18 protein-coding genes and 1 pseudogene are annotated in these 17,104 nt (G+C 48.4%); 8 read left to right on the top strand and 11 right to left on the bottom strand.

Translation table 11 applies throughout. The features are described 5' to 3' along the window. Window positions 1-211: 211 nt before the first annotated feature. Window positions 212-640: a Spy/CpxP family protein refolding chaperone gene (locus tag HMPREF2608_RS04835; RefSeq protein WP_036490577.1), complete on the top strand. Its 429-nt coding sequence runs from the start codon at window positions 212-214 to the stop codon at window positions 638-640. 64 nt (window positions 641-704) lie between these two features. On the opposite strand, the pseudogene HMPREF2608_RS04830 reads toward HMPREF2608_RS04835, so the two are convergent. Next, window positions 705-1,570, bottom strand: a pseudogene (locus tag HMPREF2608_RS04830) (ATP-binding protein). Between the two features lie 15 nt (window positions 1,571-1,585). Continuing rightward, window positions 1,586-2,200, bottom strand: coding sequence for a riboflavin synthase (locus tag HMPREF2608_RS04825; RefSeq protein ID WP_070826168.1), 615 nt, complete (start codon window positions 2,198-2,200; stop codon window positions 1,586-1,588). Between the two features lie 125 nt (window positions 2,201-2,325). Between HMPREF2608_RS04825 and rlmJ the strand changes: the two genes are divergently transcribed. From rlmJ to HMPREF2608_RS04810, 3 genes are all read left to right on the top strand, one after another. Further along, window positions 2,326-3,171, top strand: coding sequence for a 23S rRNA (adenine(2030)-N(6))-methyltransferase RlmJ (gene rlmJ, locus HMPREF2608_RS04820; RefSeq protein WP_070826167.1), 846 nt, complete (start codon window positions 2,326-2,328; stop codon window positions 3,169-3,171). A 130-nt stretch (window positions 3,172-3,301) separates the two neighbouring features. Further along, the gene (locus tag HMPREF2608_RS04815; protein ID WP_070826166.1) at window positions 3,302-3,655 is read left to right on the top strand and encodes a hypothetical protein; all 354 of its coding nucleotides are present in this window, start codon (window positions 3,302-3,304) and stop codon (window positions 3,653-3,655) included. A gap of 67 nt (window positions 3,656-3,722) precedes the next feature. Then, window positions 3,723-4,697 carry a class 1 fructose-bisphosphatase gene (locus HMPREF2608_RS04810; RefSeq protein WP_070826165.1) on the top strand — a complete coding sequence of 325 codons (975 nt, stop codon included), beginning with the start codon at window positions 3,723-3,725 and terminating at the stop codon, window positions 4,695-4,697. A 143-nt stretch (window positions 4,698-4,840) separates the two neighbouring features. Here HMPREF2608_RS04810 and waaF read toward each other — a convergent pair whose 3' ends face one another. The 3 genes from waaF to guaB all read right to left on the bottom strand — a co-directional run bounded on the left by waaF (window position 4,841) and on the right by guaB (window position 8,220). Further along, window positions 4,841-5,860 (bottom strand): lipopolysaccharide heptosyltransferase II, encoded by a 1,020-nt coding sequence (waaF, locus tag HMPREF2608_RS04805; protein WP_070826164.1) that lies wholly within the window; start codon window positions 5,858-5,860, stop codon window positions 4,841-4,843. Between the two features lie 66 nt (window positions 5,861-5,926). Beyond that, a complete protein-coding gene (locus HMPREF2608_RS04800) occupies window positions 5,927-6,691 on the bottom strand; it encodes an energy transducer TonB (RefSeq protein WP_070826163.1) in 765 nt (254 codons plus the stop codon). 65 nt (window positions 6,692-6,756) lie between these two features. Next, window positions 6,757-8,220 (bottom strand): IMP dehydrogenase, encoded by a 1,464-nt coding sequence (gene guaB, locus HMPREF2608_RS04795; RefSeq protein WP_003678893.1) that lies wholly within the window; start codon window positions 8,218-8,220, stop codon window positions 6,757-6,759. A 189-nt stretch (window positions 8,221-8,409) separates the two neighbouring features. Between guaB and HMPREF2608_RS04790 the strand changes: the two genes are divergently transcribed. Next, on the top strand, window positions 8,410-8,835 hold the full coding sequence (locus HMPREF2608_RS04790) for a DUF4124 domain-containing protein (RefSeq protein ID WP_070625407.1): 426 nt from the start codon (window positions 8,410-8,412) through the stop codon (window positions 8,833-8,835). A 69-nt stretch (window positions 8,836-8,904) separates the two neighbouring features. Here the strand turns inward: HMPREF2608_RS04790 and HMPREF2608_RS04785 are convergent, their stop codons facing one another. Both HMPREF2608_RS04785 and HMPREF2608_RS04780 read right to left on the bottom strand, forming a co-directional pair. Beyond that, window positions 8,905-10,233, bottom strand: coding sequence for an anaerobic C4-dicarboxylate transporter family protein (locus tag HMPREF2608_RS04785; RefSeq protein ID WP_070826162.1), 1,329 nt, complete (start codon window positions 10,231-10,233; stop codon window positions 8,905-8,907). Window positions 10,234-10,388: 155 nt separating this feature from the next. Continuing rightward, entirely contained in the window at window positions 10,389-11,141 is a 753-nt protein-coding gene (locus HMPREF2608_RS04780) for a glycosyltransferase family 2 protein (protein ID WP_070826161.1), read from the bottom strand. A gap of 165 nt (window positions 11,142-11,306) precedes the next feature. On the opposite strand from HMPREF2608_RS04780, the gene HMPREF2608_RS04775 reads away from it, so the two are divergent. Then, a complete protein-coding gene (locus HMPREF2608_RS04775) occupies window positions 11,307-12,272 on the top strand; it encodes a tRNA dihydrouridine synthase (protein ID WP_070826160.1) in 966 nt (321 codons plus the stop codon). Window positions 12,273-12,313: 41 nt separating this feature from the next. On the opposite strand, the gene HMPREF2608_RS04770 is transcribed toward HMPREF2608_RS04775, so the two are convergent. The 3 genes from HMPREF2608_RS04770 to HMPREF2608_RS04760 all read right to left on the bottom strand — a co-directional run bounded on the left by HMPREF2608_RS04770 (window position 12,314) and on the right by HMPREF2608_RS04760 (window position 14,785). Then, window positions 12,314-13,039 (bottom strand): DUF8095 domain-containing protein, encoded by a 726-nt coding sequence (locus HMPREF2608_RS04770; RefSeq protein WP_070826159.1) that lies wholly within the window; start codon window positions 13,037-13,039, stop codon window positions 12,314-12,316. Between the two features lie 157 nt (window positions 13,040-13,196). Then, window positions 13,197-13,670, bottom strand: coding sequence for an iron-sulfur cluster repair protein DnrN (gene dnrN, locus HMPREF2608_RS04765; protein WP_004519850.1), 474 nt, complete (start codon window positions 13,668-13,670; stop codon window positions 13,197-13,199). 182 nt (window positions 13,671-13,852) lie between these two features. Then, window positions 13,853-14,785 (bottom strand): AEC family transporter, encoded by a 933-nt coding sequence (locus HMPREF2608_RS04760; protein ID WP_070826284.1) that lies wholly within the window; start codon window positions 14,783-14,785, stop codon window positions 13,853-13,855. Between the two features lie 176 nt (window positions 14,786-14,961). Here HMPREF2608_RS04760 and HMPREF2608_RS04755 point away from each other — a divergent pair, with 176 nt between their 5' ends. Then, window positions 14,962-15,717: a GNAT family N-acetyltransferase gene (locus tag HMPREF2608_RS04755; protein WP_063068761.1), complete on the top strand. Its 756-nt coding sequence runs from the start codon at window positions 14,962-14,964 to the stop codon at window positions 15,715-15,717. Window positions 15,718-15,775: 58 nt separating this feature from the next. Then, a complete protein-coding gene (locus HMPREF2608_RS04750; protein WP_070826158.1) occupies window positions 15,776-16,525 on the top strand; it encodes a lysophospholipid acyltransferase family protein in 750 nt (249 codons plus the stop codon). 51 nt (window positions 16,526-16,576) lie between these two features. On the opposite strand, the gene gloA is transcribed toward HMPREF2608_RS04750, so the two are convergent. Further along, the gene (gene gloA / locus HMPREF2608_RS04745) at window positions 16,577-16,990 is read right to left on the bottom strand and encodes a lactoylglutathione lyase (protein ID WP_070826157.1); all 414 of its coding nucleotides are present in this window, start codon (window positions 16,988-16,990) and stop codon (window positions 16,577-16,579) included. Window positions 16,991-17,104 lie beyond the last annotated feature (114 nt).

Raw genomic sequence — 17,104 nt, 5'->3', positions numbered from 1 at the left:
ACAACGTCTCTACCGTCATTTTTATGAATTTACATTTCACATACATTAATAAAACTTAAAATCAAACTGTAAGGCTTTGAAAATAAATTATTTTAATACATACATGTGCAGAAAAATCTAACATCATTAACAAAAGTTAACTGCTTTGATACTGCCTTTCACACGCTAATCGGTTATATTTCCAAACCTGATGAAATATTAGGAAAACACCGTGTCTGTCGCACTTTCCCGCTATCCGACTTTTACTTTCTTAGCACTCGCCCTACTCTGTTCCAGCCTGCCTGCCCATGCCGGTCCGTTTCTGGCCACTTTGGACGACTTCCACCCCAATTGCGATATCCGACAGCTTAATCTATCCGCCGACCAACACGCCGCCCTGCGCCGCCTGCGTACCGACTTCAAACAAATCAACGATAAAGCCTACCGCAAAACCGTACGCTCCGACCGCAACCGCCGTCAAACCATCATCAAAATCCTCTCCGGCGATTCATTCGATTCAAACGCCGCCCGCGACTATGTTGAAAGCCGCTATCTTTCCAGCATGGACTATGCGGTGGATGAAATGGAAATCCAATACCGCCTCTATCATCTGCTCAATCCGCGCCAACGCCAACAATGGTTGTCTTCATGCTTGCGCTGATGGATAAATAAAAATACAAAAGGCCGTCTGAAACCATATTCAGACGGCCTTTACTTTTTCAGCCTTAATCCAACACTCTTTCTTCCGGCAAGCGTCCTGCCCAGTCGCAGGCAAACTGCCATGCCGAACGGCCTGAACGGCTGCCGCGCATTTGCGCCCATTGCAACGCGGCTTGGCGCGCGGTATCGTCAAAAGGCACATTGAAATCGTCCAACCAGTTGGCTACGGCGGTCAAATAATCGTTTTGGTCGAAGGGGTAAAAACTCAGCCATAAGCCGAAGCGGTCGGAAAGGGAGATTTTTTCCTCGACGGCCTCTTTCTGATGGATTTCGCCGCGAGTGCCCGTAGTACCGCCGTTTTCATCCATGTATTCGGGAATTAAATGACGGCGGTTGGAAGTGGCATAAACCAAAACATTGGTGCACCGTTGCGACAGTCCGCCGTCCAAAGCGGTTTTCAAGGCTTTATAGGTTTCATCGCCGGTTTCAAACGACAAATCATCACAGAAAACGATAAATTTCTCGGGACGTTCGGACAACAGCGTCAACAAAGCCGGCAAGCTGATCAAATCGCTTTTGTCCACTTCAATCAGTCGCAGGCCGCGCTCGGCGTATTCGTGCAACAACGCTTTAACCAAGGAAGATTTACCCGTACCGCGTGCGCCGGTCATCAAGACATTATTGGCCGGACGGCCTGCCAAAAATTGCTCAGTATTGCGTTTCAGCCTGTCGGTTTGCGAACCGACTGCCGCCAATCTGCTCAAAGGAAACGTATGCGGACGCGGCAGGCTTTCCAAAATGCCTTTTTGCCCACGCTGTGCCAACGGTAGGCCAAAGCGCGCCAGTCGGTTTTACCGGCTTCGTCAGGCAGGATTAAATCCAGACGGTTTAAAACGGAATTGGCTTTTTTCAAAAAATTGGATAATTTCATTTCGGCTTTCTTTTTTCAGACGGCCTTTTGCGCCAATACTCGTATCACGGTATCGACAACGGCTTGGGTTTGCGGATCGATTTCAATATTGATGAGGTCGCCTTCTTTGCGGCTGCCAAACAGGGTACGCTCCAAAGTCTCCGGAATCAGGTGTACACAAAATTCGCTGTCGCTGACTTCGCCTATGGTCAGGCTGCAACCGTCCAAACCGACAAAGCCTTTGGTCAGGATGTAGGGCTTGAGGTTTTCCGGCAGATCAAACCAAACGGTACGGTTAAACTCGCTGGATTCGATACGGGAAATTCGGGTAACCGCCATCACATGGCCGCTCATCACATGACCGCCGATTTCGTCGCCAAACCGCGCCGCGCGTTCCAAATTGACACTGTCGCCGACTTTCAAGCTGCCGAGATTGGTTTTGCGTAAGGTTTCGTCCATCAAATCAAAGCTGACTTTGTTGCCGTCGATTCGGGTAATGGTCAGGCAGCAGCCATTGTTGGCGACAGAGGCGCCGGTTTGCAGATTGTCGGCGATTTCGGGGGGCAGCTCGACTGTGTGGGTACGAAAGTCGGGCGAAGGTTGGGCGATGTCTGTAATTTTGCCCATGCCTTGTACGATGCCTGTAAACATGATGTCTTCTTTCCGATGGTACGATAAGGCGGATATTGTAGCATTTTCCAGGCACAAAGGCCGTCTGAAAGCGGTAATGGCGATGGTTTGGGGTATAATCGGATTTTTATTTCCGCAGCCCGATCATGCTCAGCTACCGCCACGCCTTCCATGCCGGCAACCATGCCGATATGCTCAAGCACTTTACCCTCTTCCTCGTCCTCGAATATTTCAACCGCAAAGACAAGCCTTATTGGTATATCGATACGCACAGCGGTGCCGGTTTGTATGATTTGAGCGGCGATGAAGCGCAAAAAGTCGGTGAATACAAACAAGGCATTGCGCTCTTGGAACAAGCTGACAAGCTGCCTTCCGAATTGGCTGAATTTGTAGGCCGTCTGAAACAAATACTGCCGCAAGACAACCTTTACTGCGGCTCGCCTTGGCTGGCACAGGCGATCACGCGCGACAGCGACAAAATGCGCCTCTTTGAGCTGCATCCTGCCGATTTTGTCCATTTGCAAAACAATATGCGCGAAGTCCGTCCGCTGCGCAAAGTGCAAGTCAGCCAAGCGGACGGTTATCAGGGCCTGATTTCACTCTTACCTCCTCCGCCCCGCCGCGCCGCCGTCTTGATTGATCCGCCCTACGAAGAAAAACAAGACTACCGCCGTGTCGTCCAAGTCTTGAAAGATGCTTTAAAACGCTTTGAAACCGGCTGCTACATGGTTTGGTATCCTTGCCTGAGCCGCGAAGAAAGCCGCAAATTGCCGGACGAACTCAAAAAAATCGCTCCCGACAATTATCTCCATGCCGAGCTTCATGTCCATACGCCGCGCAGCGACGGTTTCGGTATGCACGGCAGCGGTATGTTCGTCATCAACCCGCCCTATATGCTTGCCGAACAGTTACAAAACAATCTGCCCGAACTTTCCAAAATTTTGGCGCAAGATGCAGGCGCGCATTATGTATTGGAAAGCAAAACGAAATAAACGCTGCCGTCTGAACGCATACCCAAGCGCTTCGATTTTGCCGCCATACCCGTTCAGACGGCCTTAACCCTTTATACTTAAGCCTTTTTCCACTACAATTCACAACATAACAATTAACGACCGTCCACTCATGAATATACGCACACCCCTAGCCTGCACACTCCTGCTCTGCGCGTGCAGCGAATCAGCAAAAAACGAATTTAAAGAAGAATTTACCCAAAGTTTCCGCACCGAATTTGTCCGCTCGGCAACCAAAGCCTGCGTAGAAAAAGCCGCAGGAAAAAGCCCGTTTGATTCCGCGACCACTGAAAAAATCTGCCGCTGTATCGGCGAAAAAACAGTCGACCAAATCAATCCTGAAGAAGCAACCTCGCTTTTGGGCGGCAGCGACTCCATGAGCGACGAGCTGAAAAAACGCATCAAAGACACCAGCATCGCCTGCACTAAAGAAGTTTTAGGCATGGCCGAGAGCAAAACCAAATGAACACGCCGTTTTCAGACGGCCTGAAATTGAAAAATGCCCGATTCAAACTTAGGAAAAGAGTGAAACCATGAAGACACTGAACCAATTCTTAGCCCAACACCTGCCCGAACACAAACTGCCGCAAGAGCTGGCCAGCGTATTGGAATCCGTAGCCTCCGCTTGTTTGTACATTAACGCCAAAGTCCGCCTCGGCGCGCTTTCCGGCGTTTTGGGCATGGCAGGTACCGGCAACATCCAAGGCGAAGACCAAAAGAAACTTGACGTCATCGCCAACAACATCATGATTGATGTTTTAAAAACCAATGCCAACATCGCAGGCCTTGCCAGCGAAGAAGAAGACACCTATGTCGCCACACACGAAAACGGCGGCTATTTGGTATTGTTTGATCCGCTGGACGGCTCTTCCAATATCGACGTCAACATCTCCGTCGGCACCATCTTCTCCATCTTGGCGAAACCTGAAGGCGCATTGACTACCGAATCCTTCCTGCAAAAAGGCCGCGACCAAGTGGCCGCAGGTTATGTTTTATACGGTCCGCAAACCCAACTGGTACTGACTGTCGGTCACGGCGTATTCGTCTTCACTCTGGACGATGCCAACCAATTCCTGCTGACCAAAGAAAATCCGCGCGTTCCCGAATCTACTAAAGAATTCGCCATCAATATGTCCAACCAAAGACATTGGTTCGCCCCTGTTCAACAATACATTGACGAATTGCTGGCAGGCGAAACCGGCGTACGCGGCAAAAACTACAATATGCGCTGGGTAGCCAGCATGGTTGCCGAAATTCACCGCATCCTGATGCGCGGCGGCGTATTCATGTATCCGCAAGACAAACGCGACCCATCCAAACCGGGCAAACTGCGCCTGATGTACGAAGCCAACCCGATGAGCCTGATTATGGAACAAGCCGGCGGCGCATCAAACAACGCCATCGAAGCCATGCTCAACATCCAACCTACCGGCCTGCACCAACGTGTTGCCGTATTCATGGGCAGCCGCGAAGAAGTCGAATACGTTTACAATCTGCATCAAAAATAATCAGATGTATTGATTTCAAACCAAAAAAGGCCGTCTGAAATATGATTTTCAGACGGCCTTTGGTTAAAAAATAAAAGAAACGAAAGATTAAAAGGACAGACTCAAATCTGTCCTTTACTGTTTTCCGTCTAATCTTTATTGGATTACGCCGAACGAGCCAGCTCTTCCGCCGCTTTTTGCACCATATCCGGCGTCAGCTTGTTCAAACAATCCGTATGCCCCAACGGACATTCTCGCTTGAAACAAGGCGAGCAATCCAAATTCAAACTGATGATTTTTGCCTTTTGGCTTAGAGGCGGCGTATGGTCAGGGCTGGATGAGCCGTAAACCGCAATCAATTTCCGATCAAGCGCGGCCGCAAGGTGCATCAGACCGCTGTCGTTGCACACGACCGTATCGGCGCAAGACAACAGATCAATCGCCTCCGGAAGATTAGTTTTGCCGCAAAGATTGGTACACAGGCCGTCTGAAAGTCGGTTGATTTCATCTGCAATATCAAAATCTTTTTGCGAACCAAACAGCCAAACCTGCCAACCCTCGGCCAAATATCGGCGGCCGAGTTCGGCAAAATGACGCGCAGGCCAACGCTTGGCCGGGCCATATTCCGCACCGGGACAAAATGCCAAAATCGGTTTATCCGTCGTCAAACCATGTTTTGCCAAAGCGGCTTGACGGCTTTCGGAATCAATCGTGAAACAGGGATTATCGGAATGCCCGTTAAAATCCGCTTGGGTTGGATACGCCAGCGCAGTATAGCGGTCGACCATCAGAGGCAACGCGGTCTTATCCAATTTGCGGATATCGTTCAGCAAAAAATAGCGTGATTCGCCGACGTAGCCCGTACGCTGTTTAATACCCGTAGCCAAGGCAATAATGGCGGATTTGAGCGAACCGGGCAAAACAATCACTTGATCATAGCCTTCTTTTCCCAATTCGCGACCGATACGCCAGCGTTTTTTCAATTCCAACGCACCATGTCCAAACGGGTTTTCCATCACACGGTTGATTTCAGGCATACGCTCAAATACGGCCATCGACCATTTGGGCGCAAAAGCATCAATAGTGCAGCCGGGATGCAGCTCATGCAAACGGCGATAAAGCGGTTGGGTCATGACGCAGTCGCCAATCCAGCTTGGGGTAATAATCAGGATTTTTTTGGACATAATGGAATGTGTTTTTAATTTTGGCTTATTGTAATATGTTTTTTAAAAGGCCGTCTGAAACTCAGTTTAATCGCCTAGATTAAACTGTATCAGTTGATAGTATTCAATATCTTCCCGAGCTTTTTTGGAAACAGTTAATCCCAAAACAGCTCTACGCGCAGCATTATCTAATCGGGAATAACCACTGCTTTTGATAATTTTTGCTGTATCAACCTTTCCTCCTGCTACATAAATCTCCATAATGACATAACCCTCTTCTCCATTTTCTGCTGATACAGGAGGATATTTTAGAGAAGGAATCTGTGCAATATTCACCATTGCCTGTTTCTCAGAAATAATAAAAAATTTGGCAACGCTGGGAATGTTGACTTTGATATAGGCTTGCTCTTTGGATACTTTATTCAAACAATCCAATAAAGGCTCACCTATTAAATCCAGTGCAATATGCGGATTATCGTTCCATTGTTTAAATCTATCAGGATCAATTGCTGCACATTTTTGTTCCTGAACTTTCTTCAACTTCTTATGATAACCTTTCAGGGTATGAGCATAAACCCACTTTGGTTTGAATCGTTCAAATGAAGCAATTTTCTGCTTTGCCGACTCCATAAATTCAGAAGAAACTTTACCCCTCTTTCTCCATACTGCTTGACCGACCCTGCCTTGTTCATCAACAGGAACAACAGCCCAAACAAACCCTTGTTGAGCCTCAATAGGTAATCCCAAATTTTTCATCACATTCAGTGGCCTTTTTTCCAATGCCCTAATGGACTCTGAAAATGCTAAGCCAGAAATACCAAGCATAACGGCGGCAAGCAATATTCTCTTCATTTTTAGAACCTTATAAAAACAGAAAGGCCGTCTGAAATATTTTCAGACGACCTTTTTATACTGGTTTAACGATGGTAGTTAGGCGCTTCTTTGGTGATTTGTACGTCGTGAACGTGAGATTCGCTCATACCGGCAGAAGTGATTTCCACAAATTCTGCTTTCTCGTGCATTTCAGCAATATTGGCGCAACCCAAGTAACCCATGCTGGAGCGCAGACCGCCGGTCAGCTGGTGGATGATGTTCACAATCGGGCCTTTGTAAGGAACGCGGCCTTCGATGCCTTCAGGAACATATTTGTCTGTGCTGTCGGTTTTGTCTTGGAAGTAGCGGTCGGCAGAACCTTGACTCATCGCACCCAACGAACCCATGCCGCGGTAAGACTTATAAGAGCGACCTTGGTAGAGTTCGATTTCGCCCGGTGCTTCTTCCGTACCGGCAAACATACCGCCGAGCATGACGCTGTATGCACCTGCTGCCAGAGCTTTGGCAATATCGCCGGAGAAGCGGATACCGCCATCGGCAATCAGGGGAACACCTGTACCTTTCAGGGCTTCAGAAACATTGTGAATCGCAGTCAGCTGAGGCACGCCCACGCCGGCCACGATACGGGTCGTACAAATCGAGCCCGGGCCGATACCGACTTTAACGGCATCCGCACCTGCAGCCACCAAATCCAAAGCAGCTTTAGCAGTCGCGATGTTGCCGCCGATGACTTGAATGTGCGGATAGGTTTCTTTTACCCAGCGCACGCGATCGATAACGCCTTGGCTATGACCGTGGGCAGTATCGACCACAATCACGTCCACGCCTGCTTCTACCAATGCTTTGACGCGCTCTTCGGTATCGCCGCCGGTACCCACCGCGGCACCGACGCGCAGACGGCCTTCGGCATCTTTGTTGGCATTAGGGAATTCGGTTGTTTTCAGAATATCTTTAACTGTAATCAGACCTTTGAGTTCGTCTTGGTCGTTCAACACCAAAACGCGCTCAACTTTGTGCGCATGCATGATTTCGCGGGCTTCATCGATGCTGGTACCTTCAGGAACGGTCACCAAACGGTCGCGGGGGGTCATGATGGCAGAAACCGGCAGATCGACACGGTTTTCAAAACGCAGGTCGCGGTTGGTCACGATACCGACCACTTTGCCGTTTTCAACAACAGGCAGACCGGACATTTTGCGTTTGCGTTGTGCGCGCATTTCCAAGACTTCGCGGATCAATGCAGTCGGCGCAACGGTAACGGGATCTTTCACCACGCCGCTCTCATGGCGCTTCACTTTGGAAACGGCACGCGCTTGCAACTCCGGCGTCATGTTTTTATGGATAATGCCGATGCCGCCTTCTTGAGCCATAGAGATGGCCAGACGCGCTTCGGTAACGGTATCCATTGCAGCAGAAAGTAGAGGGAGGTTGAGCGTGATATCGCGGGTGAGTTTGGTTTGAAGTTTGACATCTCGAGGCAGCACGTTTGAGTGCGCTGGAACCAACAAAACGTCGTCGAAAGTATAGGCTTTTTCTACAATACGCATGATGCTCGGTCTTTCAGTTTGTGCAAGATGCACGGCATTATATCACACCGGCTTGATGCTAACATTGGCAATACACGTTTTAACGTTATTTTTTTACATGATTTGATTTGGCGTACAAAAATATGCCAACGCATTGCAGTTTCAAGTAAAATAAGCCGCATGAGAACATCATTTACATAAGGGAAACCCATGAAATCTTCCGTACTCAAAACCTGTCTGATAGCAGCCCTTCTCTCTTCCGCCGCCCTGACCGGCGCGGCCGAGGTTTACACTTGGAAAGGCACATCGGGCAACAGCTATTCCGATACGCCAAACCGTCTGCAACCGAAGCGTTCCGGCGTGGTCAACATCCGCACGCACAACGTCAAACCTGCCGTTGCGCCTGCTGTTGCGGCATCTGAGCCGGTTGCCGAGCAGCCCAACGAACAGGTTGCGGAACAAAACAAACAAATCGAAGAGCGCAATAAAAAAATCGAAGAGCAAAACCGCCAAAACAAGCTGGAAAACTGCAAAATCGCCAAAATCAACCGTCAAGTCGCCGAAAGCGCACGCTTGGCCAATCGCGACAGCCTGATTAAGCAATACCAAAACGACGTCAATAAATACTGCAATTAAGCTCTCGGATAACAATATCAAAAAGGCCGTCTGAAATTTAATTTCAGACGGCCTTTATTTTTCAGTCCATCAATAATACAGTTGAACCAACAACAAACCGAAAGCCAGACTAAATGCCATGCTCAACAGGCCCGGAATCATGAAGCTGTGGTTGAAGATGAATTTGCCGATTTTGGTCGAGCCGGTTGTATCGAAGTCGATAGCGGCAATAATCGGACCGTAGTTCGGAATGAAGAAATAGCCGTTTACCGCAACAAATGTGCCGATAATGATGGGCGCAGGAATACCTAGTTTGATGGCGATTGGGAACAACGTCGCTACTGTCGCGCCTTGGCTGTTGACCAATACCGACAAGACAAACAGGGCAAAGGCAAAGGTCCATGGTGCAGACTCAACCAAATGGCTGACGGTCGATTCCACTTCTGTTAAGTGGCCGCTCATCAAGGTATCGCCCAACCAAGCCACGCCAAATACTGCAATCACGGCACGCATACCGGCATGGAATACCGAACCTCGGGTAATCGCATCGCCATTGGGTTTACACGCCAAGATAATCAGCGCAGAAGCAGATAACATCACGATTTCAATCGTATGCGCCATGCCCATAGGCTTGATCGCGCCATCGTGTTCAAAAGCCGGACGCAGCTCAGGCAGCGCACCCATCACGACCACCAGCAATGCCGCAGTCAAGAAAATACCGACCGACAATTTGGCTTTCGGCGAAATGGCGACATCGGTTTGTTGTTCCTCCACATCGATGTATTCTTTCACATAGTTCGGGTCTTTCAGCAAAGCCTGATAATGCGGATCGTCTTTCAATTCTTTGCCCAGTTTGTTTACGAACACGCAAGCCAAACCGATACCCAAAATCGTGGACGGAACGGTAACTTTCAACACATCCGCCATCGTGATGTGTTGCGGCTCAAGCATGGTGACGCAGGCAACGACGGCTGCGGCAATCGGGCTGGCGACAATCGCAAATTGGGAAGCGATAACCGCCATCGTCAGCGGACGTGAGGGACGGATGCCATTGCGACGGCTGACTTCGGCAATCACGGGCAAGACCGAGTAAGCCACATGGCCCGTACCTGCCAAGACGGTGAAGGTGTAAGTTACCGCCGGCGCGATAAAGGTGATGTATTTCGGATTGCGGTGCAACACGCGCGTGGCAATCTTAATCATATAGTCCAAACCGCCGCTGGCCTGCATCGCCGCAGCCGCAGACACTACCGCCATAATCATCAGCATCACATCAATCGGCGGGCTGGTCGGCTGCAGATGGAAACCAAAAGACAATACGGCCAAGCCGATACCGCCGAGCACGCCCAAACCAATACCGCTAACCTGCGCACCAATCAGGATACACAGCAGTACGACGGCAAACTGGATAAAAAACATAGTTGACATCACAACTCCCAAAATCCGGCCTTCGCCGAAATAAAATTACAAACGGTTGGAATTATAGATTACTCTAAACAATGTAACCATCTTTTACCCAAATAAATACATCTTCATTCTTAAGTGAACTCTCAGTATTATCCTATACTTAACACCTATTTTTTCGAAAGAAGGTACTTTAATTTTACATATTTATTCATTGTATAGTTCGCGTAGTTTTTACACAGGATATAGCCCAGCATACCATCCAAGAAGCCCCTCTTTAAGAAATACATTTTGATAAATGCGAATAATGGTCGCAAAATCAAATCAAAAAATGGATAGCTAGACTTACCCTCTTGCTTATATTTTTCAGCTGCAAGCGTAGAGTATTGATTCATCTTTCTCAAATATTGTTCCCATGTTTCATAAGTGTAGTGAAGCATAGGAGCACGAAGCTTCTTATTGCCATGCTGATGGACGATTTTAGGATGTACAACTCCTTCTACATAACTACCTATTCTTGGCATCAACCTGCAAACCCAATCAGGACTTAAAGAACCATGACGTACTAATTTCCGTTGAAAATGATTAAGACGTTTTACCCAATAACCAAAAGGCTGTCCTTGCGCAACAACCTCTTCAATTTCTTTACACAACTCTGGCGTACAACGTTCATCAGCATCAATAAAAAAAATCCAATCTGATTTTGCCTGCTCTATCGCAAACGTTTGTTGTTTTCCCCAATCTCCATTCATATCTCTAGTAATTACCTTAGCTCCTAAACTTTCAGCAATTATAGGAGTTTCATCATTACTATGATCATCAATAACAATAACTTCATTGGCAAAAGTACAGCTTTTAATGCACTCCCCAATATTTTTTTCCTCATTTTTGGCGAGGATAAGCAAGCTAATAGTTGAATTCATAATTATCCTTAATGGCATGACTCCCAACTTACCTACAAACTAACAAAATTTTGTGTAAATAAAATTTATGGGATTCATTCTAAGTTAGGCAAAACATGATTTAAGAGTGTATTTTAACCGATATACCGCTACAATATGTCCTCCTTTTTTCAGACGGCCTGACTCATGCAGCTTATTCTTGCCCCCATGCAGGGGCTGGTGGACGATGTGATGCGCGACCTGTTGACGCGCATCGGCGGATTTGACGGGTGTGTCAGCGAATTTGTCCGCATTACGCACACGGTCCACTCACGCGCCACTTGGCTTAAATATATTCCCGAAATCGCCCATGCCAACCGCACGCCGGCCGGTACGCCCTGTACTGTCCAGCTTTTGGGCAGCGATGCGGAAAACATGGCCGTCAATGCTTTGGAAGCCGTGCGTTTCGGTGCGGACAAAATCGACCTCAACTTCGGCTGCCCCGCGCCGACGGTCAATAAACACAAAGGCGGTGCGGTCTTGCTCAAAGAGCCCGATTTGATTTACCACATCGTTCACACCCTGCGCCAGCGCCTGCCGCAACACATTCCGTTGACTGCCAAGATGCGGCTCGGTTATGAAGACAAAAGTCTGGCATTGGAATGCGCCTCCGCGATTGAAAACGGCGGCGCATGCGCGTTAACCGTCCATGCGCGCACCAAAGTCGAAGGCTACGAACCGCCGGCACATTGGGAATGGGTGCGCAAAATCCGCGATGCGGTCAACATTCCTGTTACCGCCAACGGCGATGTATTCAGCCTTCAAGACTATCTCGATATTAAAACCGTCAGCGGCTGCGACAGCGTGATGCTCGGGCGCGGCGCGGTTATCCGTCCCGACTTGGCGCGGCAAATCAAGCAATATGAAAACGGCGAAACAGTGAAAGACACCGACTTTGCCGAAGTCTCCTCATGGATAGTCCAATTCTTCAACTTATGCCTTGATAAAGAAGCCAACAACAAATATCCGGTTGCCCGTTTGAAACAGTGGCTGGGCATGATGAAAAAAGAGTTTGAACAGGCGCAGGTATTGTTCGACCACATCCGCGCCGTCAAAGAAGCGGATGAAGTGAAACAGATTCTGCTGTCGTTTGAACAAGAGATGCATTTATGATTCAAAAAGGCCGTCTGAATTTCAGACGGCCTTTGATTTCATCACCTACATACATAATCAGCCAACAGTCTACCTTTTTCCGCACTGGCTGCATTAGCCATATTTACCTGTCTGGTCTCAGGGCCATTCTTGGATTTCAGGGCTTCGCCATATTTTCTGGCAAACTCTTTATTGGCACTGGTCACTCTTGACTCAGTGGAATCCAATATAAACCCGTCTTGCTCATATTTACCTTGCGCAGTAATAATCAAGATATTTTCAGGTGAAGGATAATCCGGAAAATTAACATAGTTGGTAACCAGCTTGTAGGAAACGCCTTTGCCGTGTTTCATATCCTGACAGATGCCGTTAGGCGCGGTAAAGACTGCATGGCCGATACGGCCGTGGCCGAAATCGTAAAAATCGATTCTCTTCGCAGAAGCCAACAGTTTTCTATCGTTGCCGTCATTGATATTTAATGACTTGCCGTTTACCAAAAACAGGGTTGGCAACAAGGGGTTGCCATGAGAGGCTTCCAAATTATATGCTTCGCCCAACAGCTTGCCTTGGCGATACACCGTCAAGACAGGCTTTTTCAGACCATTTTCCGGATTGCCGGTTTTCTTAAAAGAAATCTTCTGAACCACATTGCCAAATTCATAATAAGGCCGCGACTGCACGCCTGTTTTCGTATCCTGCAGGGCGCTCCAGCTGCCGTCCGTCGTTTGGGCGCACGCAGTCACAGCAACAAACAGAATACCCGATAGTAAAACTTTAGAATGTTTCATTCATAAACTCCTTCTCAAGTAAACAAAAAAACGGATGTGTGCCTTTACTGCCTAATTTTGTTTCTTTATTAAAATTTTAGAACTATTGCACTAACTTAGCAAGGGATTAAAGAACAGGCCGTCTGAACATTCAGATAGCCTTGATTAAGCTCAAATTTTAAGAAGCCAAAACGCGGTGGAACAAAATCTCATTTTCCAAATGGATATGGTCTTTCAAATCATCCACCATCTCTTTGGCCAAAGTGTACAAACGGGTCCAGCTGCCGCAAGCGCCTTCGGGAAGCTCAAAATTGTTAGTCAATTCTTCCAGACGCGCGATGGCCTGATCGTGTTCTTCATGCTCGTGCATCATCACGCTGATAGGCATTGCCGCGCCGCGACCCACGCCCTGATTAATCATTGGGAACAACATGCGCTCCTCTTTCATCATGTGCATCAACAGCTCGTTTTGCATATAGGCCAACAAATCAGGAACTTCGGCAGGGAAAGTATCGGCATGAACCTGCGCCACTTTTTGCGCCAGCGGAACCAACTCTTCAAACTGGGCGCGGTGGACATTGTGGTAACGCTGCAAAATATGGTCAATGGTGGAATTGAAAGGTGCGGTTTCCCAAACGGTAAAGTCGGTCATGGCTGTGTTCCTTTAAAGATTGATATTGGATGAATGTTAGGCATAAGGATACACGCTGCTTGCGGCTTTGTATAGTTTTTTAATTGCTTAATTAATTGATAATAAAAGTTATTTTCAAAATTAAAATACCAAACAGGCCGTCTGAAACATAAAGTCAAAGTTTCAGACGGCCTGCCCTTTTCTTAAATAATCCAACGATATAAGGCAATCATTACCGGCATGGTCACCACACAAAGCAAGGTCGTCAGCCCATAAATCGCGCTGGCTTTTTGGGCATTTTTGCCGTAAACAACCGTCATTTGGGTAACTGTCGCGGCGGCAGGCGAAGTCGTTGCCAAAAAGCTGATCAAAACAACCGTATCCGCATGCGCATCATGATGGGCAAAACCGCAGACTTTGACGGCAAAAAGCAATAATACCGGAATCAAAATCAACCTTAAAAAAGCAACGAGATAAAGCCTCGGCGTCCACATAATCGAGCGCAGCGGCAAAGAAGCCAAAAGCATGCCTGCCACCAACATGGCAACCGGGCCAATCATACCGCCCACCGTCGCCAAAGTATTATCGACAATGTGCGGCAGCTTGATTTGAAAGGCAAACATCATCAGCCCAACCAACATGGATAAAATGTTGATATTGGTAAAAATGGTTTTCCAAGCCACATTGCCTCGGCCGCAAATCAACAGACGCAGATGCGTCCAAAATAAAAACGTCTGCACCATGATAAAACCGCTGGTGTAAATCACCCATTCCGCCCCAAATACCGACATCACCAAAGGGATAATCAGGTTGCCCGAATTGCTGTACACCGTCGCCGCGTGTTCGAGTGCATCGAGTTTGAACAAGTGTTTAAACAACCTGCCCAAAACAATCAACACCACATGGAAAAACACCGCCAGCATGACGGAAAGCTTCAGCCCTTCGATAATCTGCGGCGTATTGTCCATCTGAAAGGCATGAATCATGACGGACGGGCTGATCAGGTAAAGAGCGATGACGGAGAGCGTGTAGCTGTTTTCCGATTTCAACAGCCCGGTCTTCACCAAGGCCACGCCCATCAAAACAATCAGCGTCAGCTCGGTAATTTTTCCGGCAAGCAGGAAAGAGGTTTCCATAATAAAAAACGGCAAAAACGTTGATTCTACGCTTGTACCGCTCGGCATGCCAAATTCAGACGGCCTGAAGCCTTTTTCCAACAACCCGACATAATTTGCCCTACCGCAAAGCAAATCAATATAAATCTGTCCGTATATCCGCTATAATCAGCCATTTTCTTCAAACAGGAAACATCATGTCCCCCAGCCGTTTCAATCAAACGGGCCCCAAAATCGGCCTGAGCGTACGCCTTGCAGAAACCCAAGCTGAAATCGAAGCCGCCCAAAGATTGCGCTATCAGGTTTTTGCCCAAGAATTGGGTGCGGAAATCGAAAGCGATGACGGCCGCGATGTCGATCCTTATGATGAACATTGCCACCACCTGCTCGCCTTCGACGATGCAACCGGCGAGGTAATCGGCTGCTACCGCCTGATTACCGAAGAAACCGCAAAAAAAGTCGGTGGCTGGTACAGCGAGCATGAATTTAACCTTGAGCCTTTGAAAGACATCCTGCCGCAAACCGTCGAACTCGGTCGCGCCTGTACCCACCCGGACTACCGCAACGGCGGCTTGGTCATGCTGTTGTGGACCGGTTTGGTCAAATTCATGAAAGACGAAAACCTGCGCTTTATGATTGGTTGCGGCAGTATCGAAATGCGTGACGGCGGCAACGATGCGGCGGGCCTGTATCATGCTTTGAAAGACAAATACCTCGCTCCGGAACAATGGCGCGTCAAACCGCTCAACCCACTCAAATGGGACAGCATCACGCCGTCTGAAAATCCGCCCGTACCCGCACTGATCAAAGGCTATCTCAAAGCAGGCGCGTGGTTCTGCGGCGAGCCTTGCGTCGATGAAGCGTTCAACTGCGCGGATGTGTTGATCATGATGGACATCAACCACCTTTCCGACCGCTACTTGCAGCGTTTTGCCCCTAAAACCGATTCATAATAAAAGGCCGTCTGAAACTTCAGACGGCCTGCCTAATCTTTATAAAAAAACACACACAATGACCGCCAAAATCCGTTTTATCTTCCGTCTTCTCTGCATTGCCGGCTGCCTTTTGTACGGCATGGCCGAAATGTTTTTTCTGTTTCCCTTTTACAGCAGCAAACGCAAACTGCGCGCGATTCAATTATGGTCGCTGCGCGTGCTCGCTTCCTGCGGCATGAAACTGCAAACTTTCGGTACGCCGCCGCAAGAAGGCCGCGGTCAGATGCTTATCAGCAACCATATTTCATGGTTGGACATTATGGCGGTTAACGGCGCTTTCCCCGGTCGTTTTGTGGCTAAAGATGATGTGGCCAAATGGCCTGTGGTCGGTTATCTTGCCACACAGGCTCAAACGGTTTATGTCTCGCGCAACCGCGGCATCAAAGGCAATTCTGCCAAAATCGCCGGCGTAACCGAAGCACTGAAAAACGGCGATACCGTCACCATTTTCCCCGAAGGCACCAGTACCGAAGGCCGTGAAATCCTGCCGTTCAAACCCAGCTTTTTTCAGACGGCCTATGATGCAGGCGTACCGATTATTCCGGCACTCTGCCGCTACCCGAAGCCGGATGGCAGCAGCCCCAACCCGCACACTGCCTACTACGGCGACATCAGCCTCTGGCAATCCATCTGCATGGTCATCAGCCAGCCTTCCAGCACGGTCGAGCTGCATTTTCTTGATCCGATTGAAGCGGGAGAAGACCGCTACGCTACCGCGCTTCAAGTACACGCCTTGTTGAGCGAAAAGCAAAAACAGTTGGGCTGATCAGAAAAGGCCGTCTGAATGTTCAGACGGCCTTTTCCATTATCTTATATCTTAAGATGAATATTGCACCGAATCGCTACCGCTTTTCTTTTGAATAAATTCAATTTTGTAGCCGTCCGGATCTTCGACAAACGCAATCACAGTCGTGCCGTGTTTCATCGGACCGGCTTCGCGTACCACTTTACCGCCCATTTCTTTGACACGTTCGCACGCGGCGTAAGCATCATCGACTTCAATCGCGATGTGGCCGTAAGCATTGCCTAAGTCGTAAGACTCGGTATCCCAGTTGTGGGTCAGTTCCAAAACAGTATGGTCTGCTTCATCGCCATAACCGACAAAAGCCAAAGTAAAACGGCCTTCAGGATAATCGCGGCGGCGCAGCAGTTGCATGTTCAATACGTTTTGATAGAAGCCCAAAGAGCGTTCGAGATTACCGACACGCAGCATAGTATGAAGCAAGCGCATGATTTTGTTCCTTTCTGAATTATGTTTGGTCATGGATTATAACACATCAGGCATTTGCCCCCTCATCTTAGAAAATGCCGATACATACACCGTGTAGAAATGAAGCGTATCCTC

The sequence above is a fragment of the Neisseria sp. HMSC064D07 genome (assembly GCF_001837185.1).
GTDB lineage: Bacteria > Pseudomonadota > Gammaproteobacteria > Burkholderiales > Neisseriaceae > Neisseria > Neisseria flavescens_C.
Note: the sequence above shows the minus strand (reverse complement) of the source record. Positions and strands in the feature narration are given on the sequence as shown.

Coding starts and splice junctions, on each gene's coding strand:
- HMPREF2608_RS04825 (WP_070826168.1), bottom strand. CDS start 2,200: ATGTTTACAGGCATCGTACAAGGCATGGGCAAAATTACAGACATCGCC.
- rlmJ (WP_070826167.1), top strand. CDS start 2,326: ATGCTCAGCTACCGCCACGCCTTCCATGCCGGCAACCATGCCGATATG.
- HMPREF2608_RS04815 (WP_070826166.1), top strand. CDS start 3,302: ATGAATATACGCACACCCCTAGCCTGCACACTCCTGCTCTGCGCGTGC.
- HMPREF2608_RS04810 (WP_070826165.1), top strand. CDS start 3,723: ATGAAGACACTGAACCAATTCTTAGCCCAACACCTGCCCGAACACAAA.
- waaF (WP_070826164.1), bottom strand. CDS start 5,860: ATGTCCAAAAAAATCCTGATTATTACCCCAAGCTGGATTGGCGACTGC.
- HMPREF2608_RS04800 (WP_070826163.1), bottom strand. CDS start 6,691: ATGAAGAGAATATTGCTTGCCGCCGTTATGCTTGGTATTTCTGGCTTA.
- guaB (WP_003678893.1), bottom strand. CDS start 8,220: ATGCGTATTGTAGAAAAAGCCTATACTTTCGACGACGTTTTGTTGGTT.
- HMPREF2608_RS04790 (WP_070625407.1), top strand. CDS start 8,410: ATGAAATCTTCCGTACTCAAAACCTGTCTGATAGCAGCCCTTCTCTCT.
- HMPREF2608_RS04785 (WP_070826162.1), bottom strand. CDS start 10,233: ATGTTTTTTATCCAGTTTGCCGTCGTACTGCTGTGTATCCTGATTGGT.
- HMPREF2608_RS04780 (WP_070826161.1), bottom strand. CDS start 11,141: ATGAATTCAACTATTAGCTTGCTTATCCTCGCCAAAAATGAGGAAAAA.
- HMPREF2608_RS04775 (WP_070826160.1), top strand. CDS start 11,307: ATGCAGCTTATTCTTGCCCCCATGCAGGGGCTGGTGGACGATGTGATG.
- HMPREF2608_RS04770 (WP_070826159.1), bottom strand. CDS start 13,039: ATGAAACATTCTAAAGTTTTACTATCGGGTATTCTGTTTGTTGCTGTG.
- dnrN (WP_004519850.1), bottom strand. CDS start 13,670: ATGACCGACTTTACCGTTTGGGAAACCGCACCTTTCAATTCCACCATT.
- HMPREF2608_RS04760 (WP_070826284.1), bottom strand. CDS start 14,785: ATGGAAACCTCTTTCCTGCTTGCCGGAAAAATTACCGAGCTGACGCTG.
- HMPREF2608_RS04755 (WP_063068761.1), top strand. CDS start 14,962: ATGTCCCCCAGCCGTTTCAATCAAACGGGCCCCAAAATCGGCCTGAGC.
- HMPREF2608_RS04750 (WP_070826158.1), top strand. CDS start 15,776: ATGACCGCCAAAATCCGTTTTATCTTCCGTCTTCTCTGCATTGCCGGC.
- gloA (WP_070826157.1), bottom strand. CDS start 16,990: ATGCGCTTGCTTCATACTATGCTGCGTGTCGGTAATCTCGAACGCTCT.